The organism is Oerskovia sp. NPDC056781, from assembly GCF_042789955.1.
Classification (GTDB): Bacteria; Actinomycetota; Actinomycetes; order Actinomycetales; family Cellulomonadaceae; genus Oerskovia; species Oerskovia rustica.
The window spans coordinates 7,658-30,469 of the sequence record NZ_JBHUAD010000023.1 but is presented as its reverse complement, the minus strand read 5'-3'; the positions used below and the strand labels follow the sequence as shown (position 1 = coordinate 30,469).

Sequence of the window (22,812 nt, the reverse complement as noted above, 5' to 3'; positions counted from 1 at the left end):
CGCCAGGACCACGGCCAGGGCGATCTGCAGCAGCTGGGCCGCCGACCGTCGCACGCCCAGCCCCACGATCACGCGCTGGTCGAAGCGCAGGATCGCGAGCCACCGGGTCGAGAGCGCGCTGACCACGACCGTGACCACGACCACCACCGCGACGGGCCCGGCGACCTCGAAGCTCGCCCGGTTGAGGCTTCCGGTCATCCAGATGAGGGCGGCGTTGAGGTCGGGCAGCTCGGCGCGGACCAGCATCCACGACGTGATCGCCGACGCCCCGGCGTTGACCCCGAGCCCCACGAGCACCAGCCGGTACCCCTCGATCCCGCCACGCCATGCGAGCAGGCACACGAGGGCGGTCGCGCCGAGCCCACCCAGGACGGCGACGACCGGCAGGCCGGCCGTGACGAGGAAGCCGCTCATGGCGCCGGTGCCTGCGAGCACGATCGCCGCGACGGCGGCGGCCGTCGCACCGGCCGTGACGCCCAGGATGTCGGGGCTCGCGAGCGGGTTGCGGGCCACCGACTGCGTGATCGCCCCGGCCGCCCCCAGGGCGAAGCCCACGACGATCGCGGTCGCGGCCCGCGGCGCGCGCAGGCCCAGGACCACGAACCGGTCGGCCGGGTCCCCGGCGCCGAGCAGCGTCCGGACCACGTCCCCCGCATGCAGCACGTACTCGCCCACCACGATCGACGCGACGAGCAGGACGAGGAGCAGGACCACGAGCCCGGCCCCGACCAGCGCCTGCCTGCGGCTGCCCGGGTGCCGGCGCAGCGGCCGGAGAGCACGCCGGAGCACGTGTCGCCATCCCGTGGGGGCCGACGGCTCGTCGGGGCCAGGCCCGTGGACACCCCGGTCCAGCCGTGACGGCTCGTCGGCCCGCCTGTTCCCCGGGGTGTTCCCCGGCAGGGTGGTGGTCACGATCGGTCTCCCAGGTAGCCACGGGCGAGGACGACGAACAACGGGGCACCGACGAGCGCGATGACGATGCCGACCTGGACCTCCGAGGTCGCGGGGGCGAGGCGTCCGACGACGTCGGCCGCCAGGACCAGGACGGCGCCGCACAGGCCGGCGACCGGGACGCGCCAGGCGGGTCCCCCGAGCCCGAGCCGCGTCGCGGCGTGCGTCGCCGCGAGGCCGACGAAGGCGATCGACCCGCACGCGGCCGTCGCGGCGCCCGCGAGCAGGGTCACGGCCAGCAGGCCCACGGCCCGGTCGCGCACGACGTGCCGTCCGAGCGTGACACCGAGCTGGTCTCCCATCTCGAGGGCCCCGAGGGTCGGCGCGTTGACGACCGCGAGCACCAGCCCGAGCAGGAGGAAGGGCGCGACGGTCCAGATGACCTCGGGGCCGCGTCCCACGAGCGACCCGATGCTCCAGAACCGGAACACGTCCATGGTCGTGCGGTCGAGCAGCAGCACCCCCGACGTGATCGACGCGAGCAGCGCCGTGACGATCGACCCCGTGAGGACGAGCGTGACGCCCGGCGCGAGGACACGGATGCGCTGGGAGAGGACCACGACGATCCCCCCGGCGCACAGCGCGCCGACGAGCGCGAAGCCCACGGCCCCCGACGGGCTCGTGACACCCGCGTGGATCGCGAGCACCACGGCGCACGCGGCCCCCGACGTCACCCCCAGCAGACCGGGGTCGGCGAGCGGGTTGCGGGTGTGCGCCTGGGTGAGCGCACCCGCCACCCCGAGCGCGATCCCGACGAGCAGCCCCAGGAGCGTGCGCGGCACGCGCATGTCCCACACGATCGCGGAGGCCTCGCTCGTGCCCGGAGCGCGCAGGACGGCGAGCACGTCGGGCAACGGCACGGGCTGCGACCCGAACGCGACGCTCGCGGCGACCGCGCCCAGGAGCGCGAGCACGAGCGCTGCCCCCACGAGGGGCAGTCTGCCGCCCCGGCCGCGTCCCGTGCGCGGCGCGGCGACCGGGGCGAGCGTGCCGCTCACGACGCCGCCCCCGCGTCCGCGAGCCGCCGCAGGTCCGCGGCGACGATCTCGCGCGACCACACCCACCGTTCCTCGGCGGCCAGGCGGGCGACCTGGTCCGCATAGGTGCCCGCCGCGACGGCCGTCAGCGCGACCCGCAACGCCTCGACCACCTCCGGTGCACGGTCGCCCACGAAGAAGTGCCCGCCCTCGACGACCCTCCGTCGGACGCCCGCCCGGGCACGCTCCGCCCAGGGCGCGACGGCCTCGGGCGGGGACGCGACGTCGTCGGACCCGGCGAGCAGCAGGAGCGGCGCCGTGATCTCCGTGGCCTCCCCCGCCGCGGCGGTCCCGAGCGAGTCGTGGACCGCGAGGTCGGCACGCAGGACGCGCGCGTGCAGCGCGAAGAACTCGGCGTCGGCGAGCAGCTCGGGCGGCGTCCCGCCCAGCGCGGTGATCCACGTCCGCAGCGCGGAGTCGTCGCGCGCGGTGAGCCTCCCCGGCCCGACGACGTCGCTCCCGTCCCCGTCCCTGCCGCCGGACCGCGGCCGGTCGGCACGCGTCGCACGACCCGAGACCACGAGCAGGTCCGGGGCCTCCCCCGGCCCGAGGCCGGCCGCGACGCGGACCGCGACCGACGCTCCGAGGCTGTGCCCGAGCAGGACCGTGGGGACGTCGTCGGCAAGGAGCGCACGCACGGGGCCCGCGACGTCCGCGAGGAGGTCGGTCATGGTCTGCACGGGCGGCTCGCCGAAACGCGTCTCGCGGCCCGGGTACTGCACGGCCACGACCTCGGGGGCCGACGCGAACGGTGCCGACGACCCCCTCGGGCTCCCGGGGGCCCCGCCGACCCCTCGGTCGCGGGCGAGGACGAGCCGCCGGTAGTAGCTCGCGGCGCCACCCGCGTGCGGGCACACCACGACCCGCCAGGTCGCCTCCGGGGGCGAGGCGAGGACGCGCAGCTGGGCGCCGTGTGGCACGTCGGTCTGCCCGTCAGTCACGAGGGGTGCCATCGGCCTCGGACGAGGCGACGGGCACGGCCTCCGACTCGTCGGTGTCGTCGCCGTGGTGGTCGTGGTCCGCGACGCCCTTGCGCCAGTACCCGTCGACGTCGAAGTTGTCGCGGCCCAGCCCCACCTCGTTCTTGAGGTAGCGGCGCAGCGGCTTGATCGAGAGCGACTCCCCCGCGACCCACACGAACCCGTTGCCGGGCGGCAGCTCGGTGCCGCGCACCGCGTCGGCGAGCAGCGACGTCGTGCCCGGCGCGCGGTCCTCGCGGAAGAGCCACGTGACCTCGACGTCCGCGACCGACGCGAGCGGCAGCACGTCGCCCTCGTCCTGGACCTCGACGAAGACCGTGACGGGGACCTCGGGACGCAGCGTCGAGAGCCAGCGCGCCGCGGCCGGCAGGGCCGTCTCGTCGATCGCGAAGACGTACCAGTCGAACACGTCGTTCACCAGGAACGAGCCGCGCGGTCCCAGGACGCCGACCCGGTCGCCGACCTGCGCGCGTCCCGCCCACCGACCCGCGATCCCGTGCTCGTGGACCACGAGGTCGATGTCGAGCGTGCGCGCGCCACGGTCGAAGGACCGCACCGTGTAGTCGCGGCTCGTGAGGTGGCGGCCGCCGACCCAGCGGTCGTCGACCACCTGCGGCATCTCCGGGGTCCCGCCCGCCTCGGTCGGCAGGAAGAGCTTGACGTGGTCCTCGGGGGCCACGGTCACGAAGTCCTCGAGGTCCTCGCCCGTGAGGCGGACCCGGACCATGCGCGCCGCGATCTGCTCGACGGCCGAGACCGTCAGCAGGCGCGGGCGCAGCGGGTGCGTCAGGAGGGTCACCTGCTCGACGGAGCCCACCGGGGCCTGCGGCGCCGTGTCCTGCTCGGTCGTGTCGGGCCTGCTCGTGGTGCTGGTCATGCGTTCTCTCCTCGGGTGGTGCCGACGGTCGCGTCGACGGGCTGGGGGGAAGGTTCGTGGGGGTCGTCGAGGACCGGGTCCGGCTCGGTGACCGCGCGACGCAGCCCGGGAACCGCGAGCGCGACGAGGCCCGTGGCGACGGCCGCGAGCGCCCCGCCCACGGCGATCGAGCCACCCGCGCCGAGGGCCCGGGCGATCAGGGTCAGCAGCGGGCCGCCGAGCGCGTCGCCCGCGGTGCCCTGCGCGGTCCACAGCGCGCTCACCCGGCCTCGTAGGTGGTCGGGCGTGCGCTCGTAGAGCAGCGTGAACCGCAGGATCTCGCCCAGGACGTCGCCCGCCCCGACCAGGGTCATCGCGACGACCGCGAGCACGACCGACTGCGACAGGCCGAGCATCGCGACCCCGGCGCCCGAGGCCGCGAACACGATCAGCAGGACGCGGCCCGTGCGCCGGACGCGCCCGGTCCACCCGCTCGTGAGCGTCGCGACGAGCGCGCCGACGGCGGGGGCGCTGAAGAGCAGCCCCACGACCTCGGGTCCCGCCCCGAGCTGCTTGTCGACCAGCTCGGGGACGAGCACGTGCGGGGACGCGAACAGGATCTGGACGAAGCCCAGCAGGATGATGCCGCCGATCACGCGGTCGGTCATGACGAAGCGCAGCCCCTCGACCAGGTCGTCCCACGGGCGCGGGGGTCGGGTGGTCGTGGCTGTCCCGGCCCCGGCTGGCGGTGCGCCGTCACGCTCGGGCGCGCCGGCGCCGTCGAGCACGACCGGATCCTCCTCCCCGCCGCCCGGGGGCAGTGCCGGGAGGCGCACCAGGAAGCCCAGGCTCACGACGCTGGCGACGACCACGACCCCGAACGCGAGGCTCGACCCGCCGTGCGCGATCGCGATCCCCGCGACGAGCGGGGACACGACCGCGCCCAGGTCGAGCGAGATCGCCTGGAGCGCCGCGACCGCGGGAAGCTGGCCGCGCGGCACGAGCGACGGCACCGCGGCCGCGAGCGCGACCACGCTGAACCCGCCCGCCAGTCCGTCCCACGCCGCGACGGCGTAGATCGCGGCGACCGAGGGCGACTCGGCGAGCGAGTTCACGAGCAGCGCGGCGAATCCCACGATCGCGGCCGAGCGCGACCACAGGATGACGCGGCGCCGGTCCATGCGGTCGGCGACGACGCCCGCGACGAGCGTCCCCGCGAACGCCGCGACGCCGAGGGTCGTGTTGACGCCCGCGACGTGCAGCGACGTGCCCGTGAGCGCGTAGACCTGCACGGGCAGCGCCACCACCAGCATGCCGAGCCCCAGCAGGGACACGACGCGCCCGGCGAACAGCAGGCGGAAGCTGCGGCTCGCGCGCAGCGGCGACAGGTCCAGGGCGAGCGCGGAGAAGAGGCCCGAGGCGCTCACGTCGCCGTCGTCGTGGTCCGGGGCCCCGAGGGAGCGGCGCCGTCGAGCACGCGGCGCAGGCTAGCGGGGCGCAGGTCGGTCCAGTGCGCGTCGACGTACGCGAGCGCGACCGCGCGCGTCGAGGCACCCAGCACGACGTCCCACCCGGGCGGGACTGCCGCGAACTCGGGCCACAGGGAGTGCTGCTGCTCGTCGTTGACGAGCACCAGGAAGGTGCCCTCGGAGTCGTCGAAGGGGTTCATGGGTCAGTGCCTCTCGTCGGTGCTGGGTCGGGTGGCTGCGGGGGCCTGGGACAGGTGTCGCGCGAGGACCGGGCCGAGCTGGCCGATCGCCGCGGGCGACACCATGTCGTGGTGGCCCGCGAGGACCGCGTGCTGGGTCACGGTGCCGGTCACGTGCGGGGCCCAGGCGTCACGCTGGGCGGTGAGGTCTTGGCGGTCGGCGCCCTCGTGCGCCGTGAACAGCAGCAGGTCGCCCCGGAACGGCGTGTAGCTGGCCTGGCCCATGAGGTCGCACGAGTACAGGTAGGTGTCGACGACCGCGGCGAGCCCGTCCTCGTCGAGGTCGCCCCAGGCACCGGGCGCGTCGGCCAGGACGTCGAGGACGTCGTCGCGCGTGGGCGCGGCGAACAGGTCGGGGTCGGCGCCGCCGGCGGCGAGCAGCGACCGCAGGGCGTCGACCTCGACGCTGGCGAGATCGTCGGCGTCGTCCTCGGTGCCCTCCGCCGACGGTGACGCGTTCCCCCGCCGAGGGTGACCACCCTGCCCGACGGCGCCGCCCACCCCGGGCACGACGGCCTCGGCGTCGAGCATCGTCAGGCTCGCGACGACGTCCCCCGCCTCCTGCAGGCGGGTAGCCACCAGGTGGGCCAGGTGGGCCCCGAACGAGTAGCCGAGCAGGTGGTACGGCCCCCGCGGCGCCACCTCGCGCACCGACCGGAGCGACTGCTCGGCGAGGTCGACGAGCGAGGAGGGGACGCCGTCGGGCCCTGCGAGACGTGGCGACTGGAGCGCGTGCACCGCCGTCCCGGCCGGGACGTGCGGGACGAGCGACGCGAAGGACCATCCGAGGCCGCCCGCCGGGGCGAAGCAGAAGAGCGGTGCGGTCCCGCTCCCGGGTGAGGGGGCGCGCAGGGTGAGCGTGCCCGCGAACGGGTCGGTCTCCGGGGCGTCCCAGTGCGCGACGATCGCCTCGACCGTCGGAGCGGTCACGAGGACGCCGACGCTGAGCGGGCGCCCCAGCCGCGTGCGGACCATCGAGACCGCACGCATCGCCAGGAGCGAGTGCCCCCCCGCGGCGTAGAAGTCGTCGTCGGCGCCGAAGGTCGTCACGCCCAGGACCTCGGCGAAGATCGCACAGAGCTCGCGCTCGAGGTCGGTCCGGGGCTCGCGCCCGCCCACGCGCGTGAGGTCGGGAGCGGGCAGGCGCCGGACGTCGAGCTTGGCGTGCGGTGTCAGCGGCAGCTCGTCGAGCGGGACGAGGGCCGACGGGACCAGGTGGTCGGGAATCGTTCGGCGCATGGTCCGCAGGACGTCGGTCAGCAGAGCCGTGTCGCCGTCGGAGGTCTCGGCGAGCACCACGTAGCCCACGAGGACGTGACCGTCCCCGACGCCCCGGCGCGCGACCACGGCGCACTGCGCGACCCGCGGGTCGCGCGCCAGCACCGCCTGCGACTCCCCCGGCTCGACCCGGTAGCCCCGGATCTTGACCTGACCGTCGCTGCGCCCCAGGAAGTCGAGCTGCCCGTCGGGCCTGCGGCGCACGACGTCGCCCGTGCGGTACATGCGCGCACCCGGCACCCCGAACGGGTCGGCGACGAACCGCTCGGCGCTCAGCCCGGGCGCCCCGTGATACCCGCGGGCGAGCCCGATCCCGCTCACGTACAGCTCGCCCGGCGTGCCGTCGGGCACGGGCGCGAGCCCCGAGTCCAGGACGTACACCGACGTGTTGGCGATGGGACGCCCGACGGTCGGGCGCCGGCTCTCGTCCGTGCCGCCGCCCAGCGTGTTGATCGTGTACTCGGTCGGGCCGTACAGGTTGTAGCCGCGCGTCCCCGGGGTGGCGACGATCGCGTCCCACACCTCCGCACCCACGGCCTCGCCTCCCAGCAGCACGAGGCCCGGGCGGTACCGGCCCTCGTCGAGCAGACCCTCCGCGAGGAGCGCGGAGCACACCGAGGGCGTCACGTTGACGACGTCGATCCGCTCCGCCGCGCAGTACGTCGCCATCGCGTGCGGGTCGCGTCGAACGGCCTCGTCGAGCAGGTGCACCTCGTGGCCGTCGACGAGCCACAGCAGCTCCTCCCACGACATGTCGAACGCGAACGAGACCGTGTGCGCGACCCGGACCGGCTCTCCGCGGAGCTCGGCCGGGCGGGAGGCGACGAGCGGGTCGAAGATCTCCGTCCGGTGGTTGCGCAGCATGTTGACCAGCCCCCCGTGCTCGACCGCCACGCCCTTGGGCTCGCCCGTCGAGCCCGACGTGTACATGACGTACGCGAGGCGGTCGTGGCGGTAGGCGGGCCACGGGTCGTCGCCCCGGGCCGGGTTCGCGTCACCCTCGGGGGACGTGTGCGTCACCGCCGGCACGACCGCGCGGCCCGCCAGCACCGGCCCCACGAGACCCCGGAACGACTCGTCCAGCACCACGGCGCGAGCACCTGCCGCCTCGACGATCGCGCACAGCCGTTCGGCCGGGTGCGCGGCGTCGAGCGGCACGTACGCCGCCCCGGCCCGCAGGGTCGCGAACAACGCGACGACGAAGTCGATCCCGCGCGGCACCGCGAGCGCCACGACGTCCTCGGGCCCCGCACCGGCCGAGACCAGCGCGCGCGCGAGCCGGTCGACGCGCTCACCGAGACGGGCGAACGTCACCGAGCCGGTGCCGTGGACCAGCGCGGTGCGCTGCGGGTGAGCGGCGACGGCCCGGTCCAGCAGGTCGAGCAACGAGTCGTCGCCGACGTCCTGCGCCGCGCGGACGCCGCGTGACAGGAGGAGGGGCGCGACGTCGTCGGGCACCGCTGCGACCCGGGCGACCGGAGCACCCGGCTCGCCCACGGCGCGGCGCAGGACCGCCTCGACCTGGTCGAGCAGGGCGCTCGCCCGGGCGGCGTCCACGACGTCGGTGCGGTGCGACAGGATCAGCCGGTACGGCTGCCCGGGGTGGACCACGAACGTCAGCGGGTAGTGCGTGGCGTCGCCGCCCTCGACGTCCTCGAGGCCCACCGCCGCGCTGAGGCGGTCGAGCTCGGCGTCGTCCTCGGGCGTGTTGCGCATGACGTAGAGCGTGTCGAACAGCGTCCCGACGCCCGCTCGGCGCTGCAGCTCGCCCAGGCTCACGTGGTGGTGGTCCATGAGCTCGGCCTGCTCCGACTGGAAGCGGCGCACGAGGTCGCGGAACGGCTCGCCGGGGCGCGTCGCGAGCCGTACGGGCACGGTGTTGAGGAACAGCCCGACCATCTCCTCGACGCCCGCGAGCGCCGGCGGACGACCCGAGACGGTGCTGCCGAACACGATGTCGTCGCTCCCCGTGACCGAGCGCAGCGCGAGCGCCCACGTGGCCGAGTAGAGCGTGCTGACGGACACCGCGCACGTGCGCGCCAGGGCGAGCACGGCGAGCGAGAGGGTGGGGTCGAGGTCACGCTCGACGACCTCGGGCATCGACGCCCGACGGCGCGGGTCCGGCGGGGCGACGAGCGTCCCCTCCACGAGGCCTGACAGCGAGACGTCCCACGCCCTCGCCGCCGCGTCGTCGTCCTGCGCCGCGACCCACGCGAGGTAGTCGCGGAACTGCGGGGCGGGCGGGAGGCTCGCGTCCTCGCCGCCCGCGGCGTAGTGCCGCAGGAGCTCGGTCACGAGCAGCGCGTCGGACCAGCCGTCGAGCAGGATGTGGTGGTTCGTGACGACGAGCGCGGCGCCGTGCTCCCCGAGCCGCACGAGGACGAAGCGGATGAGCGGCGGGCGGTCCATGGTGAAGCGGCGCTGGCGCTCGTCGTACTGGAGCCGGTCGAGGGCCGCGGCACGCGCGGCGACCCCGAGGTCGGAGAGGTCCTGGACGCGCCACGGGACCGTGACCGCCGTCGGCACGAACTGCACCGGACGCGCGAAGCGCTCGTGCGCGAAACCCGCGCGCAGGACCGCGTGCCGCCGCAGCAGCGACTCGCACGCGCGCTGCATCGCGGGCTCGTCGACGCCGCCCGGGAACCGGTACGTCGACTGCATCGTGTAGACGTCGAGGCCCGTGTCCTCCGAGACCGCGTGGAAGAGCAGGCCCTCCTGGAGCGGCGCCAGGGGCAGGACCTCGGCGATCGTGGGAGCGGGGGTGGTGCGCTCGTCGGTCGTGGTCATGTCAGGTTCCTCATCAGGTCGTCGAGGTCGCCGAGCTCGCTCGCGGACATCGCGAGGAGCGGGGAGACGAGCGGGGGGCTGTCAGGACCGGCGTGGTCACGAGGGCTCGCTGGTCCGGGCACGGCGGCGGTGGTGGCAGGCACGGCGGTGGGGCGGGCCCGCAGCGCGAGCGTGGCCGGGGTCGGCGCCGCGAAGACCGAGCGCGGGTCGACCGTCCAGCCCCGCGCGCGGAGCGTCGTCGTGACCTTCATCGCGACGATCGAGTCACCGCCCAGGGCGAAGAAGTTGTCGTCGTCGGCCACGCGCCGCACGCCCAGCGCCTCTGCGAAGACCTCGCGGACGACGACGACGGGTGCGCCCTCGGGCGCGTCCGCCCTGGAGACGGGGACCCCGGGCGGCCCGGCCACTGCGCGCCCGCGTAGCGCGGGGTGTCGCTCCGCGAGCCCGGCCAGCACGTCCTCGACGGGCGTCGAGGGGGCGTCGGCCAGCAGCCCGAGCACCTCGACCACAGCCGCGAGCGCCGCCCCGGCCCGATCGGCGGGCACCGACGCCAGGTGGTCGAGCTGCACGCTCAGCCCCTCGGACGCGTCGACGGTCAGCGCGAGCGGGTACTGCGTGCGGTCGTCGCCCTGGACGTCGGTGATCCGCAGCCCGGCCCCGGCACCCGGCTGGGCGTCGGCGTCGCGCGGGTAGTTCTCGACCACGAGCAGCGTGTCGAACAGCTCGCCGACCCCGAGTGCGCGCTGCACGTCCGCGAGAGCGACGTGGTCGACGTCCCGCAGGCGCGCCTGCCGCTCGTGGACCGAGCGGACCAGGTCCGCGAGGGTCCAGGTCGCGCTGTCCTCCGGCCCTCGGACCGCGATCCGCACGGGCACCGTGTTGACGAACATCCCGAGCACGTCGTGCGCGCCCTCGATCTCCGCGGGCCGCCCGGCGACGGTCGTCCCCGTGAGGACGTCGCGCTCCTCCGTGAGGGCGGCGAGCACGAGCCCCCAGGCCGAGGTCACGACGTCGACCGTCGTGACCTGCGCGGCCCGTGCGGCCGCGACGAGCCGGGTGCCCAGGCCCTCGGGCGTCGCGTGCAGGACGGCCGGGCGCTCACCCGCGTCCTCGGGCTCGGCCACGCGCACGGGCCGCACCCCGACGAGGGCGTCTCGCCACACGTCCACCGCGCCGGCGTCGCGCCGCGCGAGGCGCCGTGAGAGCTGCCAGGCCGTGCTCGGCGTGGGCAGGACCAGCCCCGTCGGCGGGCCCGACCGCGTCGCTCCCGCGGGCGCACCGACGCGGCGCACGTACGCCCCCAGCAGGAGGTCGACGAGGAACGGCACCGACCAGCCGTCGAGCAGCACGTGGTGGTTGGTCACGACGAGCCGGTGCCGGGCGCCCTCGTGGGAGCCGACCCGGACGACGACGAGCCGCAGCAGCGGCGGGCGCGCCAGGTCGAACGGACGGTCGAGCTCGTCGGCCATGATCTCCTCGAGGGCTCGGCGCACGGCGTCAGGGTGGGCGCCGCCGTCGGGCAGCGTGACCTCGCGCAGCGGGGCCTCGGTGACGTCCGTGACGACGAGGCCCACGTCCTGCGGCCCGCGTGCCGCGACCGCGAGGCGGAGCTGCGGGTGGGCCGCGAGGACGTCTGCGGCCGCCGCACGCAGCGCGGCGACGTCGAGCGGGCCGTCGAGCCCCACGTCGATCGCGCTCGTGTACCGGTCGACCGGCGCCTCCAGGGCGTGCAGGACCATGCCGCGCTGGACGGGGGTGAGCGGCCACGGAGCGCCCGTGGGGATCGTCGTCGCTGGGACGTCGGAGTCAGCGACCTGGGCCGCCTCGGCGACGGCCCCGCGGACGAGCGCGCGCAGGTGCTGGACCCACGCGTCGATCAACGGGACCGTCGCCGACCCGGCGCCCCCGTCCGCCGAGGGTGACGCCTCACCGTTCCCGGTCACCGCGGGGGCCAGGAGCCAGCGCGCCACGAGCTCGGGCACCGGACCGTCGGCCACGTACGCGTTGAGCTCGACCGGGTGCGACAGGGGCAGGTCGGCGTGCAGGCCGAGCGCGGACTCGACGTGCGCGGCGTCGGCCGCGCTCCCCCAGTCGTCGGCGCTCTCCGTCTCACGCCCCAGGTAGTTCACGAGGACCTGCGGCGGGCAGGCCGTCGCGGCGTCACGCAACGCCGCCGACGCGCCCGGCGCCAGGTGACGCAGCAGGCCGTACGCCCGCCCGTCCCCCGGGACCGTGGCGGCCTGGCGGGCCGTGGCTCGCAGGTGCGCGGTCGGCGCGGCTCCGGGTACGGCGGCGAGGCGCAGCGGCCAGGTCGTGGTGAACCAGCCGACCGTGCGCGACAGGTCCGGGCCCTCGCCGTCGAGGCGTCGACCGTGCCCCTCGGTCTCGACCACGAGGTCCGCGCCGGCCCGCGACGCGCCCGGCACCACGTCAGCTGCCGCGTCCGATGCTGCGTCGGCGGATGCCGTGCCGGCAGCCGCCACGTCCGCCGCGGCGAGCGACAACGCCGCGAGCAGCACGTGGTCCGTGCGGTGCTCGGGGGCAAGCCCCAGCAGGAGCCGGGTGTCGTCGGCACCGAGACGCACGACGACCTCGCGAGCGCTCGACACGGTGTCGAGCGCCGGGTCGAGCGGTCGAGCCGTCAGCGAGACGGCCTCGCCGGCGTGCACGTCGACCCACGCGGGCAGCTCGCCCGCCCGGTGCGTGGCCTCGTCGTGCAGGGCCGACGCCGCGGCCCGCAGGCTCGCCGACGCGGGCGGCAACGAACCACCCGCGACGAGCGTCCGCAGGTCGTCCACGAGGATGCGCCACGACACGGCGTCGACCGCGACGTGGTGAGCCACGAGGGCCAGCTCGCGCGTCCCCCGGTCCCAGACCGCGCGCAGGACCCGTCCCGTCGCCGGGTCGACCCGTCCCGCCGCGCCACGCAGCGCCTCGGCGAGACCGCCGTCGGTGACGTGCAGGACGTCGCCCGACCCGGTCACGACGACGGGCGAGGCCGCGTCGAGGACGCGCGCGACGCCGTCGTGCACCGCGAGACGCAGCGCACCGTGGGCCTCCACGAGGTCCCCGAGAGCCGCCCGCAGCGCGTCCTCGGTGAGGCCGGCGGGCGTGCGCAGGACGCGCACCTGGACGAACCCTCGGTGGTCGCCGCCGGTCTCCAGGAGCCACGCGAGCGCGGGGGTGAGCGGCAGGTCGCCCGACTCGGCGACGTCGGCGGTGCGGGCGGCCGGTCGTGCGGGAGCGGGCGCGACCTCGGTCGCGGCGAGGGCGATGCCCGCGGGCGTGCGGCCCGCGAAGACCGCACCGACCGTCACGGACAGCCCCCGTCCGCGCAGCGCGCCGACGAGCTGCATCGCGCTGATGCTGTCGCCGCCCGCGGCGAAGAAGTCGGTCGTCGGGCCGACGTCGTCGCCCAGGACCCGGGCGATCTCGGCACGGACATGCTCGGTGCGCTCGTCCGCGTGGTGGTCGTGCGGCCCGACGGCGCCGCTCGCCGGCACGTTCGCGTCGCCCTGGGCGTCGGCCCGGGGTACGGGCCGGGACTCGGTGCGGGGGGCGGGCTCGGCGGCGGCCGGGCGTGGGACGCGCACCTCACCGACGAGGGCGTGCGCCGTCGGGAGGGCGCCGCCGCGGGCCAGGTGCTCGACCGCCGCGGTGAGCGCGGCCGGGAGGACGGCGCTGACTGCGGGGTCGAGCGTGCCGGGACGCTCCTCGAGCTCGATCGTGAGCCCGCCGTCCGCGGAGGGCAGGACGGTGACGGTCACGGGGTAGTGCGTCGCGTCGTGGCCACCGGTGGGGACGACCTCGACGGGCCGAGGGGGACGTGCTCGCCCGCCGAGGGTGACGTCCCCACCCGCCGAGGGTGACGCGCCTGCCTTCCGGGGGTGACCGGCACTCGTGTCGAGGGTGACCGTGTCCCCTTCGATGTCGACCGCGGCCGTCGCGCGCGGGTAGCTCTCGACGACCACGAGGGTGTCGAACAGCGAGTGACCGGCGATCCGGGCGATCGACGCAAGGCCCACGTGGTGGGCGTCGAGCAGGCGGGCCTGTCGCGCCTGGACGTCCTGGAGCAGCGCGTCGGCGGTGAGGTGCGCGCCGGCCGGGACCCGGACCGGCGACGAGCTCACGAACATGCCGATGATGCGATCGGCGCCGCCGAGGTCGGTCGGGCGACCCGCGACCGTCGAGCCCACGACGGCCTCGGGCCGCCCGGTCAACGCCGCGACGACGAGGCCCCATGCCGTCTGGACGACGGTCGCGAGGGTGACCTCGGCGCGACGGGCAGCCGCACGGAGCCCTTCCGCTCCCGTGGGGAGCGTCGTGACGACGCGAGCGTCACCGTCGGCGGGTGAGTCGGTCACCGTCGGCGCGCCGGCAGGGTGCACCCCCAGCAGCGACGGCTCCTCGAGCCCGGCGAGCTCCGCCCGCCAGAGAGCCTCGACCTCGGCACGGGTGGACTCGGCCTCACGCAGCCACGTCAGGTAGTCACGGAAGGTCGGCTCGCCCGTCCCCACCCGGTCCGCCCCGACGTCCACCGCAGCGCCTGACCCAGCGCCCGACGTGAGGGTCCTCCGCAGGTCCTGCGCCAGGAGCGGCACGGACCAGCCGTCGGTCAGCAGGTGGTGCATCGCGAGGACCAGGACGTGCTCGTCCTCCCCCGTCCGCACGACCGCGCCCGACACGAGCGGCGCGAGCGACAGGTCGCCCAGCCGCGAACGCTCGGCGAGGTCCACCTCGTCGAGCAGGGCGGCCAGCGCCACCGGGTCGAGCCCGCGGCCGTCTCGCTCGGCGACGGGGACCCCGGCAGCGTCGGGCACGAAGAAGACCGGCACCGGCAGGTCGAGCTGGAGCACGCCGCCCCGCAGGTTCGCGTGGCGGCCCACGAGCGCCTGCACCGCGCCCGCGACCCGCGCCGTCCCGTCGTCGCCCAGCCCGGTCACGGTGAACCGGGTCGTGGTGCGGTAGGCGTCGGCCGCGTCACGCGCGGCCTCGGCGACCATGCCGAGCTGGGTCGGGGTCAGGGGCAGCACGTCGACGACGCGGGTCGCACCGGCCACGACCGCGCGCACGTGCTCGTCGAACGCGACGGCCTGCGCGGCGGTCAGCGCCACGAGCACGTCGGCGGCCCCGGCCGCCCCCGCACCCGAGGTGGTGGACCCACCAGCGGACGCGGCGCCGTCGGGCCGGACGCGCCGCGCCATCTCGCGCGGCGTGCGCGCCGCGAACAGGTCGGCGGGCGAGAGGACGAGCCCCTCGCGGCGCAGCGCGGCGATGAGCTGGAGCGCGTCGATGCTGTCGCCGCCCGCGGTGAAGAAGCTCTCGTCGAGACCCACGCCCTCCCCGCCCAGCACGCGCGCGGCGGCCGCGCGGACCTGCGCCTCGACGGGCGTCGGCTCGGCAGCGGGGCGCCCCGCGGACGCGGTGCCGCCGCCCCCACCCCCGGAGGTCCGCGACCCGTCCCAGTCGGGCGCGGGCAGCGCACGGCGGTCGAGCTTGCCGTGGCGCGTCAGCGGCAGGGCGTCGAGCACGACGAACGCGGTCGGCACGAGGTGACGCGCGAGGCGGTCCGCGGCCGCGGCGCGCAGGACCTCGGGGTCGAGGTCCGCTCCCGTCAGGTACGCCACCAGCCGATCACCCCAGCGCGGGTGCTCGGTGAGCACGACCGCGGCCTCGGCCACGCCGTCGAGCGCCACGAGCGCCTGCTCGACCTCGCCCGGTTCGATGCGGAAGCCGTGCAGCGAGATCTGGTCGTCGTTGCGGCCGAGCAGGCTCAGGGTGCCGTCCTCGCCGCGGCGGGCGAGGTCGCCCGTGCGGTACATGCGCTCCCCCGCGGCCCCGCAGGGCCGGGCGACGAAGCGGCTCGCGGTCAGGCCCGCGCGCCCCAGGTACGCCTCGGCGAGCTGCGGTCCGGCGAGGTACAGCTCGCCCACGGTGCCGGCGGGGACCTCGCGCAGCGCGGCATCGAGCACCACGGCCTGCGTGCGCCCCACGGGTCGCCCGACGACGGGCTCGACCGTGTCCGCGACGTCGGCCGCGAGGGCGTCGACGGTCGCCTCGGTCGGCCCGTACAGGTTGACGACGCGGGCACCCGTGGGCGCCGCGAGCTCCCGCATACGCGTCCACAGCGCAGGCCCGAACGCCTCGCCGCCCGCGACGCAGATCCGCGGCAGACGCGTCCAGTCGGCGCCCGCGAGCAGTGCACCCCAGACGGTCGGCGTGAAGTCGAGGTAGTCGATCGCGTGCTCGGCCGCGTAGTCGCGCAGTGCGACCGGGTCGAGGAACACGTCCTCGTCGAGCACGTGCAGCTCGTGCCCCGCGGCGAGCGCGAGGAACGCGTCGTAGTGCGCGTCGAACGAGAACGCCGCGGTGTGCGCGACACGCAGACGCTCGCCCTGCGGGTAGAGCTCGGTGCGGTGCCGGTCCAGCAGGTGCGCGAGCGCGTCCTGGCCCACGGCCACGCCCTTGGGCTCGCCCGTCGACCCGGACGTGAAGATGATGCTGCCGACGCACGCGCGCAGGGTCGCGGCGTCGGGGGCGGGCGGCAGGTCGTGCCCGACGGCGGTGCTCGGCTCGGGCGTTCGGGCCGCCGCAGGCGCGTCGTCGGGCCAGACGGCGGTGTTCGTCCCGGGTGCGTCCGTCGCTCGGCGGGCGGGCACGGGCGCCGTGTCGAGGGGGCGCGGCCCGTCCTCGTCCCACAGGAGCCGCGCACCGCTGATCCTCAGGACGTGCGCGCGACGCTCGGGCGCCCCGTGCGGCAGGGGCGTCACGGCCAGGCCGCGGCGGAGGGCCGCGAGGATCACGTGCACGATCCTCTCGTCGCGCGGCAGGTCGATCGCGAGCGCGTCGCCCGGTCGGGCCCCGCACGCCGTGAGGCGACGCGCGGCGCGCGTGACCGCGAGGTCGAGCTCGGCGAACGTCCACCGTCTGTCCCCGACGACCAGCGCGCCCGCGTGCGGTTGGCGCGCGATCGAGTCGGCGAGGACCTCGGTCACGAGGGCCGGGCGGCTCGTCTGCGCGCGGCCGGCTGCCGGGGCGGCGGCCGACGCGGCGGGTGCGCCCGCGGTGGGCGCGGTGGCCGACGCGGCGGGTGCGCCCGCGGTGGGTGCGGTGGCCGACGCGGCGGGTGCGCCCGCGGTGGGTGCGGTGGCCGCACCGCCCGAGGTCGGGGCGGCGGGACGCCGCAGGACCAGGTCGAGGCTCGCGACCCGCGCGCCCGGGATCGTGGCGCTCGCGAGGAGGATCCGCTCGAACGTCGCGAGGAGAGCGTCTGCGGCCGTCGCCGTGAAGGCGGCCGCGTGCGCGTCGAGGGCGAGGTCCCACGTGTCGGGTCCGGCGTCGACCGCGAGTGCGAGGGGGAAGTGCGTGGCGTCGTGGGTCGCGAGCACGCGCAGGCGCACGGGCTCGAGGCCGACGTTCGTCGGCGCGACCACGCCGGCGCCGGGCGCCTGCTCGAACGACACGAGCGTCGTCGCGACGGGGGTCTCGGACCCTGTCGCCGCCTGGACGCCGCGCAGCCCGACGTGCTGGTGGTCCCACGAGGCGTTCCACCGGCGGGCGTGGTCGGCGACGACCTCACCGAGGGTCGTGGCCGCGTCGGCGTCGACCCGCGCCACGACCGACTCGGTGAGCATCCCGACGATCTCGTCGGCGTGCTCGACCTCGGGGCTGCGGAGCGCGACCGGGACGGCGAAGGTCGCGCAGGTCGACCCTGCATGGGCCGCGACGGTCAGGCCCCAGGCGGCGCGCACGAGCGTGGCCGACGTGACGCCCTGGGCGCGGGCTCCCCCGCGGATCGCCTCGACGGCGGTCGTGTCGAGGGTCCGGTAGGTCGTGAACGCGTCCGGGGACGTGACGTCCGTCGCCGTCCACGCGTCGGTCACGGGCCAGCGGGACGGCTCGACGTCGGCGAGGGCGTCTCGCCAGTGCGCACGGGCAGCCTCGGCGTCCTGCCGTCCCAGCCACACGAGGTGGTCGACGAACCGGCCCCGGGCGGGGGCGAGGGCGTCACCCTCGGCGGGCGAGTCGGTCACCGTCGGCGACGCGTGGGTCACCGTCGACGACGCGTCGGTCACCGCCGGCGCGAGATCCGGTCGCCCCCGGCGGGTGGGGTCGTCACCCTCGGACAGCTCGGCACCGTAGAGCCGCGCGACCTCGCGGACGAGCAACGGCATCGACCAGCCGTCGAGCACCAGGTGGTGGCTCGTGACGACCAGCACGTGGTGCTCCGCGCCGAGCGAGACGACCCCGAAGCGTACGAGCGGCGGGTCGGCCGGGTCGAACGGGAGCGACCGCTCGGCCTCGGCCGCGGCACGGGACGCGTCCCGCAGGGCGCGGTCGGCCCCGAGAGCGTCGTCGGCACCGCTCACGCTCACCGAGCCCGGGACGTCCGCGTCGTACCAGACGACCTCGGCCGTGGCCTGGCTGGGGACGAACTGGACCGGGTCCAGGTCGTCGTCGACCGCGAAGCCCGCGCGCAGGTTCGGGTGGGCCACGAGGAGCGCGTCGAGGCTGCGCTCGAGGGCGGGACCGTCGAGCGGGCCGCGCAGCTCGACGAGGGTCTGACCGACGTACGGGTCGTGGCCGTCGGTGAGCCCCGCGTGCGCGGTCAGCGCACGCTGCAGCGCGGTGAGGGGCCAGACGGCCTCGATGGCCTCGGTCGAGCTCATGGTCGTGCCTTCCGTGTGCGTCGGCGGTCGCCGAGGAGGGCGCCGAGGCGGTCGAGGTCGCCGGGCGCGAGGTCGAGGAGCGGGGCTTCGGCGGCCGGGGCGCGAGCACCTGGAGACTCCGTCGCCCGTGTGGTCGGCCCAGCGGTCGGCGCGACGGGTTCGAGCGGCCGCAGCCGGTCGGCGACGCCCACGACGGTGCGCTGCTCGAACACGTCCTGCACGCTCGACCGCCAGCCCTTCTCGCGCAGGCGCGCCACGACGTGGATCGCGCGGATGCTGTCGCCGCCGAGCGCGAAGAAGTCGGCGCCGGGCGGGACGGGGCCGCTGTCGAGCGCCGAGGCGAACGCGAGCGCCACGGCGGTCACCGTCGGCGGGAGGTCCGGTCGCCCTCGGCGAGAGATCCCGTCGCCCTCGGCGGGCGGGTCCGTCACCCTCGGCGAGAGAGTCGCGGGCTCGGGCAGCGCCGCGACGTCGAGCTTGCCGTTGGTCGTGAGCGGGAACGCGTCGAGCACCACGACGGCCGAGGGCACCAGGTGCTCGGGCAGCACGTCCGCGAGCGCCGCGCGCAGCGCGTCACCCGACAGCCCAGGGCCGACGACGTACGCCACCAGGCGCGCGCCGAGCGCGGACCTGCGCGCCTGCACGGTCGCCTGCGCGACGCCGGGCAGCGCGAGCAGCGCGGCCTCGGTCTCGCCGGGCTCGACGCGGTACCCGCGGACCTTGACCTGGTGGTCGCGGCGACCGACGTAGTGCAGCAGCCCGTCGGTGTCGCGGCGCGCGAGGTCGCCCGTGCGGTACATGCGCGCCCCCGCCGTCCCGAACGGGTTCGCGACGAAGCGTTCGGCCGTGAGGTCGGGGCGGCGCAGGTAGCCGCGCGCGAGCTGGGGGCCGGCGAGGTAGAGCTCGCCGACCACGCCGTCGGGCACGGGCCGCAGGTGCTGGTCGAGCACCAGGGCGGCGGTGGCGCTGAGCGGTCGCCCGATCACGGGCTGGTCCGCGTCGTCGCCCGTCGCACCCACGGCGTCGACCGTGTACTCGGTGGGCCCGTACAGGTTGAGGACGTCGAGGCCCGGCTGTGCACGCAGCGCGGTCCACAGCGCAGGCGGGCAGGCCTCCCCACCCACGGACACGGTCCGCAGGCCGTGGTCGTGCTCGAACAGCCCGGCCTCGACGACGGCCGACATGACGGTGGGCGTGAGGTCGAGGCGGTGGATGCCGCGCTCGACCACGAGGTCCACGAGCGTCCCGGGGTCGCGGTACTGCTCGACGTCGAGCAGGTGCAGCTCGTGCCCCAGCAGCAGGGTGAGCAGCGTGTCCCACGAGCCGTCGAACACGAGCGGCATGGTCTGCGCGACGCGTTGCGCCGGGGCCGGGTACCGGCCGGCACGCGGCACGACGTGCTCCTGGTGGTAGGCGAGGAACTGCGCGAGCGCGCCGTGGCTGATCCCGACGGCCTTGGGCTCGCCCGTGGAGCCGGAGGTGTGCAGGACGTAGGCGAGCGCGTCGCGGGGTACGTCGAGCGCGTGCCACAGGGGCGTCTCGCCCCGGGCGGCGGCGTCCCCGCGCGGCCCGACGACGACGCGCCCCGCCCACAGGGAGCCGTCGCCGCTGTGGAGGGACGGGTCGGCAGCGGGGGTCACGTCGGCGACGACGAGCCGTGCCTCGTGCCGGTCGACGAGCGCGAGGCGCCGCGCGGGCGGGGTCCGGTCGTCGAGCAGGAGCGCGGCGGCCCCGCAACGGTGCAGCGCGAGCAGGGTCACGACGTAGTCGGTGCCGCGCGGCAGGTCGATCGCGACGAGCGTGTCGGAGCGGGCGCCGGCCGCGACCAGGCGTCCGGCGAGGTGCGCGACGGCCTCGTCGAGCGCGCGGAACGTCGAGGTCTCGCGCGCGACGAGCGCCACGGCGTCCCCGCGCAGGGCCACCGCCTGGTCGAACAGCGACCCGGCGAGCGGGGGCAGCACGTCCCCGGGGAGCGCGGGGCCGGTCGAGGCGGCCACGATCGCGGCCTCGGTCGCCGCGGGCGCGAGGCCGAGGCTCCCGACCCGCGCGTCGGGCGCGGCCCGGCCCACGCTCTCGAGGAGGTGGGCCAGCTCGCGCAGGCGAGCGGCGACGTCGGGCGCGGTGAAGAGGCGGGCGGGCGCGGTGCCCGCCAGGCGCAGCTCGTCGCCGCCGGGCCCGGGGACGCGCACGACCGAGACCGCGAGGTCGTCGACGGGTCCCTCGGCCACGTTGCGCAGCCGGCCGACGGCGGCGCCGAAGCGCAGGTCGTGGTCGAAGAGCTTGACGTTGAGCTCGGCCGCGGTCACGGCCGAGCCTGCGTCGCGCACGATCTGCTCGGCCGGGTAGCGCCCGTGGCGCCGCAGCTCGCCCACACGCTCGCGCACCTGCGTCACGAGCTCGTCGACACGCTGCCCGGGTGCGACGTCGACCACGACCGGCAGGACGTTGACCCGCATGGTCGGCACGACCGCCGCGACCGACCCCATGCGGTTCATGGCGGGCATCGCGACGCTCACGCGGCGACGCCCCGCGACGAGGGCGAGGTGGACCGCGAAGGTGGCCGCGACGACGTCGGGCCAGCCGGCCCCGGACCGCGCGGCGACCTCCTCGAGCGGCCCGACGGCGCAGCCCGCCTCGTGCGCGACGCGCACCACGGCGTCGACCGGCACCCGACCGGCGACGGTCTCAGCGAGCGGCCCCTCGCTGAAGCTCCCGGGACCACCGTCGAGGACGCCCACCCGTGAGGCCCAGTGCTCCCTGTCCCGCTCCCGCTCGGTGGACGCCGCGTAGCGGCTCTCCTCCGCCACCACGTCCGCGACCTTCCCGAACGGGCTCGGGCCCACGTCGCGCCCCGAGGTGAGCGCCGTGAAGACCTCGGCGACGCGGCGCACGACGAGCGTGATCCCGTACGCGTCGAGGATCGCGTGGTGCACCACGAGGGACCACCACACGGTCGTGGCATCGAGGCGGACGATCGTCTGGCGCGCCAGGCCGGGGACGTCGAGCGCGAAGGGCAGCGCCCGGTCCGCCTCGACGAGAGCGGCTGCGCGCTCCCGGGCGTCGGGGACTCCCGACAGGTCGAGGACCCGGACGCCGCCGGTCACGGCGTCCGCGCGCGCCCTCGTGAGCGCGGGACCGCCGGCCGGGTGGACGACCTGCGCGACGTCGTCCGACACCACGAACGCCGTCCGCATCGCCTCCGTCTCCCCGACCACCAGCTCGACCGCGAGCGCGAGCACGCCCGTGTCGAGCTCGCCCGTGATCTCGACGACCTCGCCCACCGCGAACGCGGACGTGTCTGGGCGCACGAGCTGCGCGCCGAGCACGCCGAGCTGTGCGGTCGTGAGCGGGAAGGCTGTCGCCGCTGCGGGGCGCGGCACGGAGGGCAGGAGGTCGGGGGCGGAGGACGTCGTCATCAGCCCTGGAGGTCCTTGAGCACGACCTCGAGCTGGTCGAGGACGTCGAGCGCCAGGCTGTAGCGGTCCGCGAAGAAGTAGCGGATGCCGTACGCGTGCCCCGCGGTCACGGCAGGGAGCGACCGGTAGGTCGAGGCGGCCTCGAGCTCCTCGGCGCCGGGGCCGGGCTGGCCGTCGACCGTCTGCTCGGTCAGCACGACGGTCGCGTCCGCGACCTGGCCGAGCTGCTCGTAGGACAGGAACGCGCCGTTCTCGGTCGTCTCCTCGGCCACGACCTTCGGCAGGGGCGCCTCGATGTCGGCGAGGATGCCGCCGATCCAGGAGATCTGCGAGTAGACCGTGATCTCCTCGAACGAGTCGAGCCCCGCGAACGTGTTGGCCGCGATGACGTCGCCGTACGTCTCCTTGATCTCCGCGACGCGCGCCTCGTACTCGGCCTTCGTCGCCTCGGCCTCCTCGCCCGCTCCGAGCGCCGTCGCGATCTCGACCGACGCGTCCTTGACCGTCGCCGAGCCCGTGGCCCGGATGAGGACGGTCGGGGCGATCTGCGACAGCTTGTCGAAGTCGGCCTTCTTCTCGGCGCTGAGCTCCTTCTCCTTGCCACCGCGCACGAACCCGACGATCAGGTCAGGCTTGAGCGACGCGATCTTCTCGTAGTCCCAGCCGTCCGCGCCCATCACGATCGGCAGGTCCGCGACCTGCTCGAACTCCTCGGGCAGGTACGACTCGGCCCAGTCGCCGTCCGCGGTCGCGACGGGCACGATGCCCGCCTCGAGGAGCGGCCCCGTGCCGCCTTCGAGGGCGACGACGCGCTGCGGGTCCACGGGGATGTCTACCTTCCCGAACGCGGTCTCGACCGTGCGGGTGCCCGCCTCGGCCGAGGAGCCGGCGGGCTCGTCGGCCGCCGACGTGCCGCCCGCGCACCCGCCCACGGCAAGGACCGCGGCGAGGGCCGGGACGAGCAGCCAGGCGGTCGCGCGGGAGGTCCGGGTGCCACGTGCGGTGGTGAGGGTTCGGGTGCTGGACATGCTGGGGTTCTCCTTGAGGTGGGTCTGGCGAGGTCGTGGGGTGGATCGCGGGTGGTGCGTGGGCCGGCGGGGCGGCGCAGGGCTGACGGTGCGGGCGTCCCC

At 76.1% G+C, this 22,812-nt stretch carries 10 protein-coding genes; all 10 read right to left on the bottom strand.

The annotated features are described in order from the left end of the window. A partial coding sequence (locus ACFRCR_RS03855) for a FecCD family ABC transporter permease (protein WP_377675672.1) occupies positions 1-912 on the bottom strand: 912 nt, incomplete at its 3' end. Further along, positions 909-1,949 (bottom strand): FecCD family ABC transporter permease, encoded by a 1,041-nt coding sequence (locus ACFRCR_RS03850; protein WP_377675671.1) that lies wholly within the window; start codon positions 1,947-1,949, stop codon positions 909-911. The genes ACFRCR_RS03850 and ACFRCR_RS03855, both read right to left, overlap by 4 nt. Further along, positions 1,946-2,929 carry a thioesterase II family protein gene (locus tag ACFRCR_RS03845; protein WP_377675670.1) on the bottom strand — a complete coding sequence of 328 codons (984 nt, stop codon included), beginning with the start codon at positions 2,927-2,929 and terminating at the stop codon, positions 1,946-1,948. Before ACFRCR_RS03845 ends, ACFRCR_RS03850 begins: the two co-directional genes overlap by 4 nt. Further along, the gene (locus tag ACFRCR_RS03840) at positions 2,922-3,845 is read right to left on the bottom strand and encodes a siderophore-interacting protein (RefSeq protein ID WP_377675669.1); all 924 of its coding nucleotides are present in this window, start codon (positions 3,843-3,845) and stop codon (positions 2,922-2,924) included. Before ACFRCR_RS03840 ends, ACFRCR_RS03845 begins: the two co-directional genes overlap by 8 nt. After that, a complete protein-coding gene (locus ACFRCR_RS03835; protein WP_377675668.1) occupies positions 3,842-5,251 on the bottom strand; it encodes an MFS transporter in 1,410 nt (469 codons plus the stop codon). The genes ACFRCR_RS03840 and ACFRCR_RS03835 overlap by 4 nt, the downstream gene beginning before the upstream one ends. Next, positions 5,248-5,493, bottom strand: coding sequence for an MbtH family protein (locus ACFRCR_RS03830; RefSeq protein ID WP_377675667.1), 246 nt, complete (start codon positions 5,491-5,493; stop codon positions 5,248-5,250). Before ACFRCR_RS03830 ends, ACFRCR_RS03835 begins: the two co-directional genes overlap by 4 nt. Before the next feature lie 3 nt (positions 5,494-5,496). After that, complete coding sequence (locus ACFRCR_RS03825) at positions 5,497-9,597, bottom strand: amino acid adenylation domain-containing protein (RefSeq protein WP_377675666.1); 4,101 nt, start codon at positions 9,595-9,597, stop codon at positions 5,497-5,499. Further along, positions 9,594-18,266 (bottom strand): condensation domain-containing protein, encoded by an 8,673-nt coding sequence (locus ACFRCR_RS03820; protein ID WP_377675665.1) that lies wholly within the window; start codon positions 18,264-18,266, stop codon positions 9,594-9,596. Before ACFRCR_RS03820 ends, ACFRCR_RS03825 begins: the two co-directional genes overlap by 4 nt. Next, complete coding sequence (locus ACFRCR_RS03815; RefSeq protein ID WP_377675664.1) at positions 18,263-21,682, bottom strand: amino acid adenylation domain-containing protein; 3,420 nt, start codon at positions 21,680-21,682, stop codon at positions 18,263-18,265. Before ACFRCR_RS03815 ends, ACFRCR_RS03820 begins: the two co-directional genes overlap by 4 nt. Continuing rightward, positions 21,682-22,710, bottom strand: a complete 1,029-nt coding sequence (locus ACFRCR_RS03810) for an ABC transporter substrate-binding protein (RefSeq protein WP_377675663.1) — start codon at positions 22,708-22,710, stop codon at positions 21,682-21,684. The genes ACFRCR_RS03815 and ACFRCR_RS03810 overlap by 1 nt, the downstream gene beginning before the upstream one ends. Positions 22,711-22,812 lie beyond the last annotated feature (102 nt).

Coding starts and splice junctions, on each gene's coding strand:
- ACFRCR_RS03825 (WP_377675666.1), bottom strand. CDS start 9,597: ATGACCACGACCGACGAGCGCACCACCCCCGCTCCCACGATCGCCGAG.
- ACFRCR_RS03820 (WP_377675665.1), bottom strand. CDS start 18,266: ATGAGCTCGACCGAGGCCATCGAGGCCGTCTGGCCCCTCACCGCGCTG.
- ACFRCR_RS03830 (WP_377675667.1), bottom strand. CDS start 5,493: ATGAACCCCTTCGACGACTCCGAGGGCACCTTCCTGGTGCTCGTCAAC.
- ACFRCR_RS03815 (WP_377675664.1), bottom strand. CDS start 21,682: ATGACGACGTCCTCCGCCCCCGACCTCCTGCCCTCCGTGCCGCGCCCC.
- ACFRCR_RS03810 (WP_377675663.1), bottom strand. CDS start 22,710: ATGTCCAGCACCCGAACCCTCACCACCGCACGTGGCACCCGGACCTCC.
- ACFRCR_RS03840 (WP_377675669.1), bottom strand. CDS start 3,845: ATGACCAGCACCACGAGCAGGCCCGACACGACCGAGCAGGACACGGCG.